The sequence below is a fragment of the Clostridium thermobutyricum genome, assembly GCF_000371465.1.
GTDB lineage: Bacteria > Bacillota > Clostridia > Clostridiales > Clostridiaceae > Clostridium > Clostridium thermobutyricum.
Genome location: NZ_KB850956.1, coordinates 2,847,614 through 2,861,876 on the forward strand (window position 1 = coordinate 2,847,614; position 14,263 = coordinate 2,861,876).

A 14,263-nucleotide genomic window follows, 5' to 3' on the forward strand; every position below is an offset into this window, starting at 1 on the left:
ACAACATTTAATGCATATACTACGATTATTAAAATAAGAAATTAGGTGATTTTAATGGTATACATATATAATTGTTACGGAGGAACTCATTCATCTATTCTGGCAATTGCTTATCATTTAGAAATGCTAGATAAAAATAGAGAACCGACTAAGGATGAAATATTGAATTTACCTAACTTTAATAAATTAGTATATGGAAATCGTGGAGAGCTTTTTTATTATGGTAGAGATAAAGAAGGAAATGATGTCTACTCTATAGGTAGAGGTAGATCAAAGGTTTTAATTCCAGGATTATATAATTTGGCTTCCATGCTTCATAAGCAAAAATTATTAAATGAGAAAATTATATTTTCTAATACATCACCAACAGTTTCATTATCAATGACTTTTGGGGGATTATTTTCTAGATGGCTAAAATTAGATTTTATAGGAGTACCATTGCTTGTAAAAGGAGCTAAAAAATCATATAAGGATATTATAAAACTTGTGGATAATACAAAAAAGGAAGCAAAAAAAGATAAGTCAAAGATTATTATTTTAGATAATAAGGAATTTAAGAAAAAATGATATAATTAAATGGAATAAATTTCAAAAATAGACTAATATTAATTCAAGAAGATTTATTTTTAAGTAGTATTAATAGAATAAAAATAAGAAAATTTATATTAAATATTTTATGGGGGATAAATGTTATGTCGGGGGATAATTTTAATGTTAACTTAGGCTTAAGAGAAGTAGTTGAGTTATTAGATAAAGGAATAGTGAGTGGAAGTTTTACAGGAGAAAGAATAGATTATCACACTGTAAAAGTTGATGAAGTTCATGCTATGGTTGTAATTGTTTATGAAAAACATTTCTATAGAGCAGGAAACAGACTTACTTTAACAGTATGTATAAACAATATTAATGATATTACAAATGTTCATTGTATAGGTGCTGGTGGTGGTCAAGGATTATTTAGATTTGATTGGGGAGCTAGTGATGCATTTACTAGTGCTCCAAGAGAGATATTAAAAAAATATATAATAAAATAAATTTAAATTATTTATAATAATTTGCTATGATTTTTATTATGAAATTTAAAGCATAAATAAAAAGATAATAGTTCATATTATCTGATATTTATCACTAATAAATATCCTAATGTATAGAATGTAGTAAAAAATTTTTTAGGAGTAATTATGATAAACAATCAGAGATATGTTATTTTATCACTTGAATTACATTTGTTTTTTTCAAGAATAATGAAGGAACACTCTTTCTTTTTAGAGGCAGGGTTTACGCCTAAAAACTCTAATTTAGCTAAAGAGGCAGAGCATTATAAAAATCAGTTTGAGAAATTACTAGCAAGAGCAGTAGATGTTAGTTATGGGACAATAAGGCCAAAAGTTTTAGATTCTGGAGAAATTATAACTGATTTTACATTAGGAACTGAGATGAAGACTCAAGACTTTACAGGTATAAAGCTAGATACGAATATAACTAAGAAAGAGTCAGAATTACGTAGTGGGGTAGATCCTAAAGTTAGTGAGGATTTGGTTAGATATGTAGGTTGGCTTAATGCAGGTGCACAAAAACTTCTTAAAGGACTTATTGACTTTAAGCAGAGAGTATTAGAAGATGTTTTATCATGCAAGATATTCACACTTAACTATCCATTGCTTATTGAGCATATATTGCGTGAAGCAAAATTATATCTTTCATTAGTAAATGATCTTGAAAATAGAGTTGACATTGATTCTAAAGATGCTAAAAAAACAGAGTTATTTTGGGATCAGATTATGATGGAACATTCACAATTTATAAGAGGATTACTTGATCCTACTGAAGAGAAATTGATTGATACTGCAGATGAATTTGCTCATGAATTTAAATTATTAATTAAAGAAGCTCAAGCTAAGACAGATGCCACAATGGATAGTGTTACTGATAAGACTTTAAATCAAACTATTAAACTTAAAAACTTTAAGCAAGCAGGTACAGTAGGAATTTATAATTGTAAAATAAGATCTATAATACTTCCACTTCTTGCAGATCATGTATTAAGAGAATCAAATCATTATATTAGATTATTAGAAACTTATGAAAAGGAATAATATAATTCAATAATATTAAAAAAGATAGACTTTAAAAAGTCTATCTTTTTTTGTGAAAAATATATGGAAGATTAAATATTATTAATTTAAAACAAAATAAATATATGGAATAAAAGTTATTTGAGAAATGGAATACTAAGCTTGAGGTGATTTTATGAAATCTGTATGGAGTGAAAATTGTAATTTAAGAAAAAGAGAAGTTTTAAATAAAGATATAGAAACAGATATTTTAGTTATTGGAACTGGAATAGCAGGAATATTAACAGCTTATATGTTAAAGCAAAAAGGAAAAAGTGTAGTTTTAATTGATGCAGTTGGAACAGCAAGTGGAAATACAAAAAATACTACTGCAAAGATAACATCCCAGCATAACTTAATTTATCATAAATTAATATCAGAATTTGGAGAAGAGAAAGCTAGACAATATGCAAAGGCAAATGAACTTGCTATAAAAAAGTACAAAGAAATTATTGAAGAAAGAGAAATAGATTGTGACTTTGAAGAAAAGTCTGCATATATTTATTCTTTAAATGAAACAGATATACTTAAAGAAGAAATAGAAGCAGCAAATAAAGTTGGTATTGATGCAGAATTTGTGGAAGAGGTTAATCTTCCATTCAAAATTGCTGGAGCTGTTAAATTTAATAATCAAGCACAATTTAATCCACTTAAATTTTTAAAAGAGCTTTCAAAGGATTTAGTTATTTATGAAAATACTAGAGCATTAGAAATTAAAGAAAACTTAGTAATTACCAATAGAGGTAATATAACAGCAAATAATATAGTTGTAGCAACACATTATCCAATAATGAATGCACCAGGATATTACTTTTTGAAGATGAATCAAGAAAGATCTTATGTTTTAGCTTTAAAAAATACAAATGATATTGATGGTATGTATATAGATATTGACGAAGAAGGTTATTCTTTTAGGACTTATAAAGATTTATTGCTATTAGGGGGAATAAAGCAAAGAACAGGAGAAAATGAAAGTGGCGGAAGCTATGATAAGTTAAGAAAAGCTGCAAAAGAATTATATCCGAAATCAAAAGAGATGTATCATTGGTCAGCTCAAGATTGTATGACTATAGATGGAATACCTTACATAGGAAGATATTCTGATGAAACCCCTAATATATATGTTGCTACAGGATTTAATAAATGGGGAATGACAAGTTCTATGGTATCAGCAATGATAATATCTGATATGATATTAGAAGAAGAAAATGATTTTTCAGAAATATTTTCTCCAAAAAGATTTGATTTATCATTATCAATAAATAATGTTGCTAAAGATATAGCCAAAACAGCTAAAAACTTTATTGCACAAAATATATATATTCCAAGTAGTAATATAGAACATATTGAAAATGGTCATGGTGGGATTGTAGAATATAATGGAGAAAAAGTTGGAGTATATAAAAATAATGAGGGGAAAGCATTTATTGTATCAACAAAATGTGCTCATTTAGGTTGCCAACTTCATTGGAATGCAGATGAATTAACATGGGATTGTCCATGTCATGGATCAAGATTTGATTATAAGGGAAGATTAATAGGAAGTCCTGCAACTAAAGATATTGTAGAGGATTAAAAATTTTAATAAAAAAATAGTCTTAGATATTTTAAATTTATCTAAGACTATTTTTTATTATTTTGTCATAGCTAATATATCATCTTCTGGAAGTGAAGAATCACAACGAACTTCAATTTCTCCATTTTTTCTAACAATAAATCCTGGAACAGTTACAACATTATATTTTTCTCTAAATGAGCTAATTCCATCATCTGAAAAATCTTCACTATTTACATAGTAAATAGTTCTATTAATTTCATTAGATAATCCACTTAATTTTTTAGCAAATTTACGGCAAAATGGACAAGTCTCTCTACCAATATAAACAATAGCTACTTCTTCATTAGATAATAGGTCATCTGCTTGTGAAGAAGCTACTTTTTTAAATAAACTTACGTCTTCTCTATATGTATCATTTCCAATCATATTTTTTCCTCCTAGGTTTTTTATATATTATATCAAAGCTAAATTACTACATCAAATTGATAGTAATTTAAGCAAAAATATTGATTTAAATATATTTATATTATTAACTAAAACTTTATATCATATTAAATATTTTATTTGAATAAATGATTGGTATTAGAATTTGTAATATAGGTATTGCTTAAAATACTAACAGAATTAATTATTTTAACAACTTCTTTAGGAGATTCAGGTAAATCATTTTCTAACCAAGTTTGAATAATTGCAATACAACCTCCAACAATATACCTTATATAATAGTTTGAATAAGATTTATTAATTTCATCTGAAGCATTATATATATGTTCAAGATCAGCTTTATTAGCAATAAATATTAGTTTATCTAAAAGTGAATTATCTCCTTGTCTGCAAATTAGTATTTTGCATAAGTCTTTATTTTCTTTAATTAATTCAAGAACTTTAAGTAGTAATGAATCATAATATTTTTCAGCTGGTGTTTCAGATATATACTTAACAATTTGAGAAAATAATTCATCTTCCATAGATTGAAGTAAATCATAGGCATCTTTATAATGTGCATAAAAAGTTCCTCTATTAATATCTGCGTTTTTACATATATCAGTAACAGTAACTTGATGGATTTCTCTAGTTTCGAGAAGTTTAAGTAAACTCTCTTTAATAATCTTTTTAGTATATAAAATTCTACGATTTCCCTTTATACCTGCCATATTTAATCTCCTTTATTAAATTAGATAATTTTTATTTATATGTTATTTAGTAGACAAATTTATTTATTGTGTACAGTTAATAACAATAAGAAAATATGTGATTATTGTTTGGTAAATTTTGATAATTTATAATATTATCATATTATTAAATGAACATTTTGTCTATTTAATAACGATGAGTATGTATAAAAGATAGAGTTTATGGGGGAATAAGATGTCGTATATAAAGATTAAAAATTTATATAAAAAATATAAAGTTGGAGAAACGGTAGTTGTAGCTAATAATGGTATTTCATTTTCTATTGAAAAAGGAGAATTTGTTGTTATATTAGGTCCAAGTGGAGCAGGAAAATCAACTGTCCTTAATATTCTTGGTGGAATGGATAGTTGTGATGAAGGAGAAATAATAGTTGATAACACTAATATCTCTAAATTTAATAATAAAGAACTGACTAAATATAGGAGAGATGATGTAGGATTTGTATTTCAGTTTTATAATTTAGTACAAAACTTAACGGCAAAAGAAAATGTAGAACTTGCTACTCAAATATCAAAAAATGCATTAGATGTAGATAAAACTCTTGAATTAGTAGGGCTTGATAAGAGAAAAGATAATTTTCCATCTCAATTATCAGGAGGAGAGCAACAAAGAGTATCTATTGCAAGAGCAGTAGCAAAAAATCCTAAATTATTGCTTTGTGATGAGCCAACTGGCGCTTTAGATTATAATACAGGAAAACAAGTTTTAAAGACACTTCAAGATACATGTAGAAAAATGGGAACAACGGTTATAGTTATAACTCATAACTCTGCAATATCACAAATGGCAGATAGAGTTATTAAGATTAATGATGCAAAGGTTAGAAGTATTGAAATTAATAATAATCCTCTTCCAGTAGAAAAAATTGAGTGGTAGAGGTATAGAGTTATGAGAATTAAGTCATATAACAAATTAACAATAAGAGAAATTTTATCATCAAAAGCAAGATTTGCTTCAATATTAATAATTATTCTTTTAGGAGTTGCTTTTTACTCAGGTATAAAGTCAACTGGACCAGATATGAATAAAGCTATAAATAATTTATATAATGAATATAAACTTATGGATAGTAAAATAGTATCTAATTTTGGATTAGATGATAAAGATATAGAACTAATTAAAAATGATGATAAAATATTAGACTTTTATGCTACGCACAGTTTGGATGTTAATCTTAACAATACAAGTAATATAGTGAAATTTATGGAATATAACAACAAAGATAATATAAATAATTTTATTGTTGTTGAAGGTAGGTTACCTGAAAAAAGTGGAGAAATAGCAATAGATGAAGAGGCATTAAAGATTAATAAAGATATAAAAATTGGACAAGAATATATAATTGATACTGATAAAGATACAATTAAGTCTTTTAATAAGAAAAATTTTAAGATAGTTGGGATAGTAAGAAGTCCAATGTATATAGAAAAAGGTTCTAGAGGAATAACTTCTGTTGGTAAAGGAAGTGTTGATTATTTTGCAGTACTAAATAGTTCGGATATATCAATGGACACATATACAGAGATATATGTAAGATTTAAAAATGTACAAGGACTTGATGGATATAGTAATAAATATAAAGATTTAATGAAAGAAAATAATGAATATCTTGAGAAAATATATTCTGATAGAAAAAAAGAAAAAGTAGAAGAGATAAAGAAAAAATTATCACAACAAATGCTTCAGAGTATGGATAATCCTAATCAAAAGCCTTTAGATTATCAAACAGCAAAAGTTATAGATATAGATAGTTTAGAGTATTATGTTTTTGATAGAACTGATAATCCAGGATATTTAGGATATAAAGATTCAATTGATAGTTTAGATAATATTGCTTCAGTTTTACCTGTATTTTTCTTTTTATTAGCAGTTATGATTTGTTTAACAACTATGACAAGAATGGTCGAAGAAAATAGAGTTGAGATAGGTACTTTAAAAGCATTAGGATATGGAGATTTAGAAATATCTAAAAAATATATAGTATATGCTTCATTGGCGAGTATTTCAGGATGTATATTAGGGATATTAATTGGTTCTACTATACTTCCAATAATAATTAGTAATGCATATGAAAGTTTATATAGTCTACCTAAAATAGATATCTATTATTACAATTCATATATAATTCAGTCAATGATAGTATCAATTTTAAGTACTGTTGGAGCTAGTTTATTTGTTATCAGAGTTGAATTAAGAAATAAGCCATCAGATTTAATGAAGACAAAAGCTCCAAAAATAGGAAAGAAAATATTTTTAGAGAGAATAACACCTTTATGGAGAAAATTAAACTTTAATTATAAAGTTACATTTAGAAATATATTCAGGTATAAGCAGCGTATGATAATGACTATATTAGGAATTTCTGGGTGTATGGCAATACTTGTTACAGGATTTGGACTTAAAGATTCAAATTCAGGTGTTGTTGAAAAGCAATTTGAAAAGTTATGGAATTATGATTTTATGGTAATTCAAGATGAAAATTCTACAGATAAAGAAAATAAAAAATATTATGATACTTTGAAAAATTTATCAGGTTATGAAAATAACTTGAATTTACATCAAGAATCAGTAATATTTAATAAAGAAAATATGAATAATCAAGAAGCAACATTATATGTACCTGAATATAAACAGAATATAAGTGATTTTATAATTTTAAATGATAGAAAATCTAGTGAAGTTTATGAAATATCAGATAGTGGTATTATTATAACTGAAAAATTAGCTAAACTTTTAAATGCTTCTGTTGGAGATTTTGTCTCAATAAAAGATGACAAAAATAATGCTTATGAACTTAAGATAGATAAAATAGTTGAAAATTATATTAGACATTATATTTATATGTCACCAACTTATTATGAAAAAATATTTAAAAAGAAACCTGCATATAATACACAACTATTGAAGTTTAATAAAGATATAGATAATGAAGATGAGATATCATCAAAAATTTTAGAGAGTGAAAATATAATAAATGTTACTTCAACATCTAAGATACAAAAAACTACTGAAGAATCTACTGCCAATATGAATTTGGTTATGATAGTAATAATTGTATCAGCTGGATGTTTAGCTTTTGTAGTTTTATATAACTTAAATAATATAAATGTATCAGAGCGTATAAGAGAATTATCTACGATAAAAGTTTTAGGTTTTTTTGATAATGAAGTTACAATGTATATATTAAGAGAAAATGTTATTTTAACTTTATTAGGAATAGTTACAGGTTCTATTTTAGGAAAAATGCTACATGTATATATAATTTATACATCAGAAACTGATACTATGATGATGTATCCTGATATCTCTATTATAAGTTATATATTATCTGCTTTAATAACTATAATTTTTTCAATAATAGTTATGATTATAATGCATATTAAATTAAGAAATGTTAATATGATTGATGCTTTAAAATCTAATGAATAGGATAATTTTTATATAAGTTAAAAATATAAATAAGTATGATTATTTAAAATAAATTTTTAAATAATATTTATAAGAAAATGTAGAAAATAGCTTTAGGTGCTTTTATAAGTTTCTAAGGCTATTTTTATATTAATATCAAATTTTAAAAAATATAATCAAAAAGCTATAGAAATGCATAATATATATCATAACAAAATTATAGTATAGTTATCAAAATAAAAAGAGGTGATAATAATATGCCGACAATTTCAGGTCGTGTTATATTCGATAGAGATAGAAGCGCTACAATAAATACAGGAGATGCTGGTCTTGCTAATGTTCCTGTTGTATTACAAAATATAGCAACAAATTTTAGACTTGTAGTTCTTACTGATGCAAATGGTAATTATTCATTTATAAATGTTCCAAATGGAGATTATAGAATAGTTGAAGCTTATGGAACTACAGGAGGAGTAGCAACACCAGGAGATTTTAATAATGCAATTCTTGGACCATTTCCAATAGAAATGAATCCACCATTAAGTTTTGCAACAAATCCACCAACTGGAACTACTAATTTAGATTCAGTGACACCAGATACAATTTTAGTTACTTTAGCAGGTATTGATTTAGCAAATGAAAATTTCCTTGATGGACCAGTAATATATACTAGTATAGGGACAATATTAGATCAATGTGCTGTAATTTCAGATGAGAATTTAATTACTGCTGCTAGCAATGGAACGTTTGGATTTTTCCAAGAGGGAACCCCAGCTAATACAGGAGCTCCTGTTGAACCATATCCTGGAGTAACACCAGATTTCACTTATGTATTACCAGATCCAACTAAGTATACTCCTAATGATGGCGAATATACAGTACAAAATATTATGAATAATGCTTTTAGTAACAATATAGGTGCTTGGTGGCGTATTTCAGATCATACAACAGGTAATGAAACTGGAAGAATGATGGTTGTAAATGGATTTAATCCAGGAGCAGTATTTTTTAGAGAAGTAGTATTAGTAGAACCTAATACTAATTATTTATTTAGTTCATGGATTTTAAATCTTTTTAAAGTAACAGGTTATCCAAATCCAGCACTTGGGGTAAGGATATTAGATGAAAATAATAATATATTATATAGTGCGACATTAGGAAATCAAATACCTGTTAATACTAATGCTCCAGAATGGAAAGAAATTGGTACTGTAATTAACTCAAGAGATAATACAAATATAACTGTTGAGTTTTTAAGTGAAGGACCAGCTGCAATTGGAAATGATTATGCTATAGATGATATATCATTAAGAGAAATTGAAGTTCCACAATTTATTCCTGAAAAAAGTGTTAGTGATTCAAATGCAGAAGTTGGACAAGTAGTAACTTATACAATAAACCTAGAAAATACTTGTAATAGTCCTTTAACAGATGTATTTTTTCAAGATATAGTCCCAGAAGGATTAGAATTTTTACCTGGAACTGTAACTGTTAATAGTAATTTAGAAGCAAATGCAAATCCTAATAATGGTTTTAATATACCAAACATTTTAGGAGGAAACACAGCAACAATAACTTTTGATGCTATAGTTACTAATGTGCCAAATATTAATCCAACTCTTAACACAGCTACAATGACTTACTTTTATACGCCAGTAGAAGGAGGAATACCTTCTATAAACACAGTAGATTCTAATACAGTTTCAGTAGAAATTAATGCATCAGCAGATATTTCAGTTATAAAGACAGGAAATCCAAATCCTGTTGATCGAGGGGAGATGTTAAATTTCACAATGGAAGTATCAAATTCAGGGCCTTCAAATGCAGAAAATGTAGTTTTAAGTGACATTATACCTTCTAGTATTATAGGAGCTGAATTTTCCGTAGATGGAGGCTTAACATGGAATCCTTGGACAAGTTCTTATAATATAGGAACATTACAAAATGGAAGCTCCAGAACTATTTTAATTAGAGGAACAGTGAGTTCAACAGCTACAGGAACTATAACTAATACAGCAAGAGTAGCCTCAACAACTCCAGATCCAAATCCAGATAACAACACATCTACAACAAATACAGAAGTAACTTCTTCTTTATCAGCTGATATTTCAGTTATAAAGACATCAAGTCCAAACCCTATATCAATAGAAGAAATATTAACTTATACAATAGTAGTATCAAATTCAGGACCTTCAAGTGCACAAAATGTTATTGTAAATGATAATATTTCACCTAGTATTTCATTAGCAGAATTTTCAGTAGATGGGGGATTAACATGGAATCCTTGGATGGGTTCTTATAATATAGGAATATTACCAAATGGAAGTTCTAGAACTATTTTAATTAGAGGAATAGTAAATTCAACAGCTACAAAATGTATAGCAAACTCTGCTTATGTAACTTCAACAACTCCAGATCCTAATCCTACTAATAATATATCAACTATATGTACAGAGGTTATTAGTGAATGTACTGATTTATCAATTACTAAAAAAGGATTTATAAGTTTTAAAAGATTTGAAAATATAGTGACTTATAAAATTAAAATTTCAAATTTAGGAATGATAGATGCTAATAATGTTGTTTTAGAAGATAATATCCCAGAAGATATTTTAAATGTAAGATTTTCAAATGATGGAGGTAGGACTTGGTTACCTTGGATGGGGTCTTATAATATAGGAACTTTGAGAGCAGGAGCTTGTATAATAATAATTATACAAGGAGTATTAAGTGAAAGATTTGGTAGGAAATTGGTGAATACTGCTAAAGTAACCTCAACAACATGTGATCCAGATTTATCAAATAATACTTCAACTTCAATCATTAGACTTATTGAGTGTAATGATTGTGATAATTCTTGTGGTAGAAGATAGAATTTATTATAGATTACAGTTCAAATGAATGAGAAATAGCAACTTTGTTTTAAAAGTTGCTATTTTTTTATTATTGAATATTAAATTAAATTATCTAATCCATTAACAGTAGCTTGTTCATCTTCATTAACAGGAATTACTATGCATTTTTGTCCATCAATTACTTGAGATTTTATTTGAGGTATTTTTCCAGGTTTTACTTTAAGTATAACGTCATATTCTTGAGAATCTGTATTATTCTCTAAGTTTTCTTCTATATCAGTTTCTGAAGATTCTTCTAAATTTTGATTATCTTCATTAAGTTCTGTAGATAAATTAGTTTCACTATCTATTGCAGTTTCTCTTTTAATTTGTTCAAGTCTAGACTCAAGTATTTCTACTTGTTTTTGAAGTTTTTCTTCTTTTTTTCTTTGTTCATTAGCTTTAAGAACTTTTGCATCAATTAAATTTTCAGCTAAAGGAAGATCATTACCAAAGTTTTCTACATAGGATTTTTCAATTTTAGTAGTAATTTCTTCTGGTACTCCACTTTCTATTAAAAGATTTTGTACATCATCTTTTGTTAAGCTTATAGGTTCGCAATCTGTATCATCATAGATAGCATTATATTCATCTACCATATTATTTAAGTTTTCTTGTATTTCTGAAAAAATTTTATCAGCTTTCTTTTCATCAGCACTAAAGGTATCTTTAATAATTGATTGGAATGTTTCTTTTTGTATAGTTACAGTTTGTTTTGAATAACAACCTAAAACATTTTCCATTAATTCAGGATGTGTATCTTTTGCATTTTTTGTATAGTACATAACAGAATTAACATCTGCGCTACGATCAATAAAAGCAGGAAATACAAAACCGTTAGTTGGAGGATCAACCACCCAATCTCTAATACGAGCTTTTATTTTATTTTCTTCTTCAAAATATCTAAGACCAGGACCTGAAAGAGATACAGGGCATATTGCACATAATACATATTCGTATACTTCTTCAGATTCATCTATTTTTAAATTATCACGAGTTTTAGTAATAACATCATAAGCATCATGGAAAAGAAGTATTAAAAAATTCCCAGTATAATCATAATTATTTATAATAATGTTATAAAAATTATCAAGAAGATTATCATCTTTTAATTGGCTATTTTTAAGCTTCATAAGAGAAATTTGTCTTTCATTTATAAGGTCTTCATTAAGAGGAAATTTAAGTTCTAAAATATTATTATCAATAGTTCCAGATAGGACTTTTTTAGCAATTTCTAAATATTTAAAGTATTCATCTTCATCTAAATTTAGAAAAGTTTCTCTAAATTTTAAAATAATATTTTTTTCTCCATTAACATAACAACCACACATTTTACTGAAGGTGCATTGATCTTTTTTAAAACGTTTTTTTAATTCTAGTATATCTTTTTTTCTCATATATAACCCCCGTAATTTAGTATTTCTATTTTAAGTATGAATACATTATCTTTATTAAGTATAGTATTTTTTTTATATTAGTTAAAGTTTTTATTACATTAATTCAATAGCGAAGTTTTAATAAAAAATAGTATGTTTTATTATTTGGAATAAATGATATGTGAAATTAATTGCCTTCTCTATCATACATTAATAGTATCAAATGATTAAAAATATATGGTACAAAGGATGATGATTATGAAATTTTTTAAAGATTTATGTTTTGAAGGTGAAATTGTAACACCTAACAACATAAATTATGAAAAAGATAGACAAGTATGGAATAGATCAATTCAAAAATATCCTATTGCAATACTGTATTGTATAAGCAGAAATGATGTTATATGTGCATTAAAATTTTGTATTAAAAAAAATATAGACTTTAGAATTAGATCTGGAGGGCATAATTATGAAGGTTATTCTATTGGAAATGATCTTATAGTAATTGATGTTAGTAGAATGAAGAAAATAGCTATAGATGAGTTTAGTAATACAGTAAAAATAGAAGCTGGTGTTCAAAATAGCCAAATGTATGAGTATTTAGGTAAGAGAGGATATCCTTTTCCAGGTGGAACTTGCCCAACTGTTGCATTGTCTGGATTTACTTTAGGAGGGGGATGGGGATTATCTTGTAGGTTATTTGGATTAGGAATAGATAATATATTGGAATTTGAAGTTGTAGATTATAGAGGAAAATTAATTATTGCAAATAAAGATTGCAATAGTGATTTATTTTGGGCTTTAAGAGGTTCAGGAGGAGGAAATTTTGGAATAGTTACTTCATTAACTTTCAAATTGCCTCCAAAGTTAAATAAGGTAACAATATTTAAAATATATTATCCAAAAACTAATCTTTCAGAACAAGCTAATATTATGGATATATTTCAAAATTTATATCAAATATTAGATAGAAGAGTAAATATGAGAGCAAGTTTTTATAATTCTGAAGATGAAGGATTAGCAGTATTTTTTATAGGTTTATTTTATGGAGACCCAGAAGAGTTAAAAAGAATATTAAAACCTTTATTAGTTTTACCAAAAGCTCAAGCAGATTTTGAATATACAACTTTTTTACAAGCTATAAGAGAAGTTGAATCTATTTATCCAAGCAGTGAAAAATTCAAAACTTCTGGACGTTTTGAAGATAGAATATACTCAAAATGTGATTTATTGAGATTAGCATCTTTGATTAAACAAAGACCTATAGGATCTGTTTATGCAGCAGTTACTTTTTATGGATTAGGTGGAGCAGTAAAAGATAAAGGTAAACATGAAACAGCCTTTTATTATAGAGATTCTAATTATATTATAAGTATACAATCAGTATGGGAAAATCCTATTTACGCAGAAGAAAATAAATTATGGGTAGCTAATAGATTAAATTATCTAGAAATTTTAACTAGGGGCTTTTATGTTAATTTTCCATATAGTCCATTAATGAATTATGAGAAAAAATATTATGGTGGAAATGTATGTAGATTAAGATGTGTAAAAGAAAAATATGATCCATATAATATATTCAATTACCCACAATCAATAAAAGAATAAAGTTAAAATTTTCAACTGGATTACAATGAATTTTGTTAGATAAAAAAGTAGCTAAAATTTATTTAGCTACTTTTTTATAAAATTATATAATCAATTTAGTAGTAAAGTCAT

The 14,263-nt window shown here is 26.4% G+C and carries 11 protein-coding genes; 8 read left to right on the forward strand and 3 right to left on the reverse strand.

The annotated features are described in order from the left end of the window. Positions 1 to 54: 54 nt before the first annotated feature. From HMPREF1092_RS13400 to HMPREF1092_RS13415, 4 genes are all read left to right on the forward strand, one after another. The gene (locus HMPREF1092_RS13400; RefSeq protein WP_002599194.1) at positions 55 to 567 is read left to right on the forward strand and encodes a DUF3189 family protein; all 513 of its coding nucleotides are present in this window, start codon (positions 55 to 57) and stop codon (positions 565 to 567) included. Positions 568 to 692: 125 nt separating this feature from the next. After that, the gene (locus tag HMPREF1092_RS13405; protein WP_002599195.1) at positions 693 to 1,034 is read left to right on the forward strand and encodes a DUF6054 family protein; all 342 of its coding nucleotides are present in this window, start codon (positions 693 to 695) and stop codon (positions 1,032 to 1,034) included. A 147-nt stretch (positions 1,035 to 1,181) separates the two neighbouring features. Then, positions 1,182 to 2,096: a DUF2935 domain-containing protein gene (locus HMPREF1092_RS13410; protein WP_002599196.1), complete on the forward strand. Its 915-nt coding sequence runs from the start codon at positions 1,182 to 1,184 to the stop codon at positions 2,094 to 2,096. Between the two features lie 154 nt (positions 2,097 to 2,250). Then, positions 2,251 to 3,690: an FAD-dependent oxidoreductase gene (locus tag HMPREF1092_RS13415; RefSeq protein WP_002599197.1), complete on the forward strand. Its 1,440-nt coding sequence runs from the start codon at positions 2,251 to 2,253 to the stop codon at positions 3,688 to 3,690. A 57-nt stretch (positions 3,691 to 3,747) separates the two neighbouring features. Here the strand turns inward: HMPREF1092_RS13415 and HMPREF1092_RS13420 are convergent, their stop codons facing one another. Next, complete coding sequence (locus HMPREF1092_RS13420) at positions 3,748 to 4,098, reverse strand: DUF6568 family protein (RefSeq protein ID WP_002599198.1); 351 nt, start codon at positions 4,096 to 4,098, stop codon at positions 3,748 to 3,750. 134 nt (positions 4,099 to 4,232) lie between these two features. Next, complete coding sequence (locus tag HMPREF1092_RS13425; RefSeq protein ID WP_002599199.1) at positions 4,233 to 4,826, reverse strand: TetR/AcrR family transcriptional regulator; 594 nt, start codon at positions 4,824 to 4,826, stop codon at positions 4,233 to 4,235. A 214-nt stretch (positions 4,827 to 5,040) separates the two neighbouring features. Here HMPREF1092_RS13425 and HMPREF1092_RS13430 point away from each other — a divergent pair, with 214 nt between their 5' ends. From HMPREF1092_RS13430 to HMPREF1092_RS13440, 3 genes are all read left to right on the forward strand, one after another. Beyond that, entirely contained in the window at positions 5,041 to 5,742 is a 702-nt protein-coding gene (locus tag HMPREF1092_RS13430) for an ABC transporter ATP-binding protein (RefSeq protein ID WP_002599200.1), read from the forward strand. A 12-nt stretch (positions 5,743 to 5,754) separates the two neighbouring features. Next, positions 5,755 to 8,295, forward strand: a complete 2,541-nt coding sequence (locus HMPREF1092_RS13435; protein WP_002599201.1) for an ABC transporter permease — start codon at positions 5,755 to 5,757, stop codon at positions 8,293 to 8,295. 236 nt (positions 8,296 to 8,531) lie between these two features. Beyond that, positions 8,532 to 11,147: an SdrD B-like domain-containing protein gene (locus tag HMPREF1092_RS13440; RefSeq protein ID WP_002599202.1), complete on the forward strand. Its 2,616-nt coding sequence runs from the start codon at positions 8,532 to 8,534 to the stop codon at positions 11,145 to 11,147. An 80-nt stretch (positions 11,148 to 11,227) separates the two neighbouring features. On the opposite strand, the gene HMPREF1092_RS13445 is transcribed toward HMPREF1092_RS13440, so the two are convergent. Then, entirely contained in the window at positions 11,228 to 12,565 is a 1,338-nt protein-coding gene (locus HMPREF1092_RS13445) for a DUF4317 domain-containing protein (protein ID WP_002599203.1), read from the reverse strand. 237 nt (positions 12,566 to 12,802) lie between these two features. On the opposite strand from HMPREF1092_RS13445, the gene HMPREF1092_RS13450 reads away from it, so the two are divergent. Next, positions 12,803 to 14,152: an FAD-binding oxidoreductase gene (locus tag HMPREF1092_RS13450; protein ID WP_002599204.1), complete on the forward strand. Its 1,350-nt coding sequence runs from the start codon at positions 12,803 to 12,805 to the stop codon at positions 14,150 to 14,152. Positions 14,153 to 14,263 lie beyond the last annotated feature (111 nt).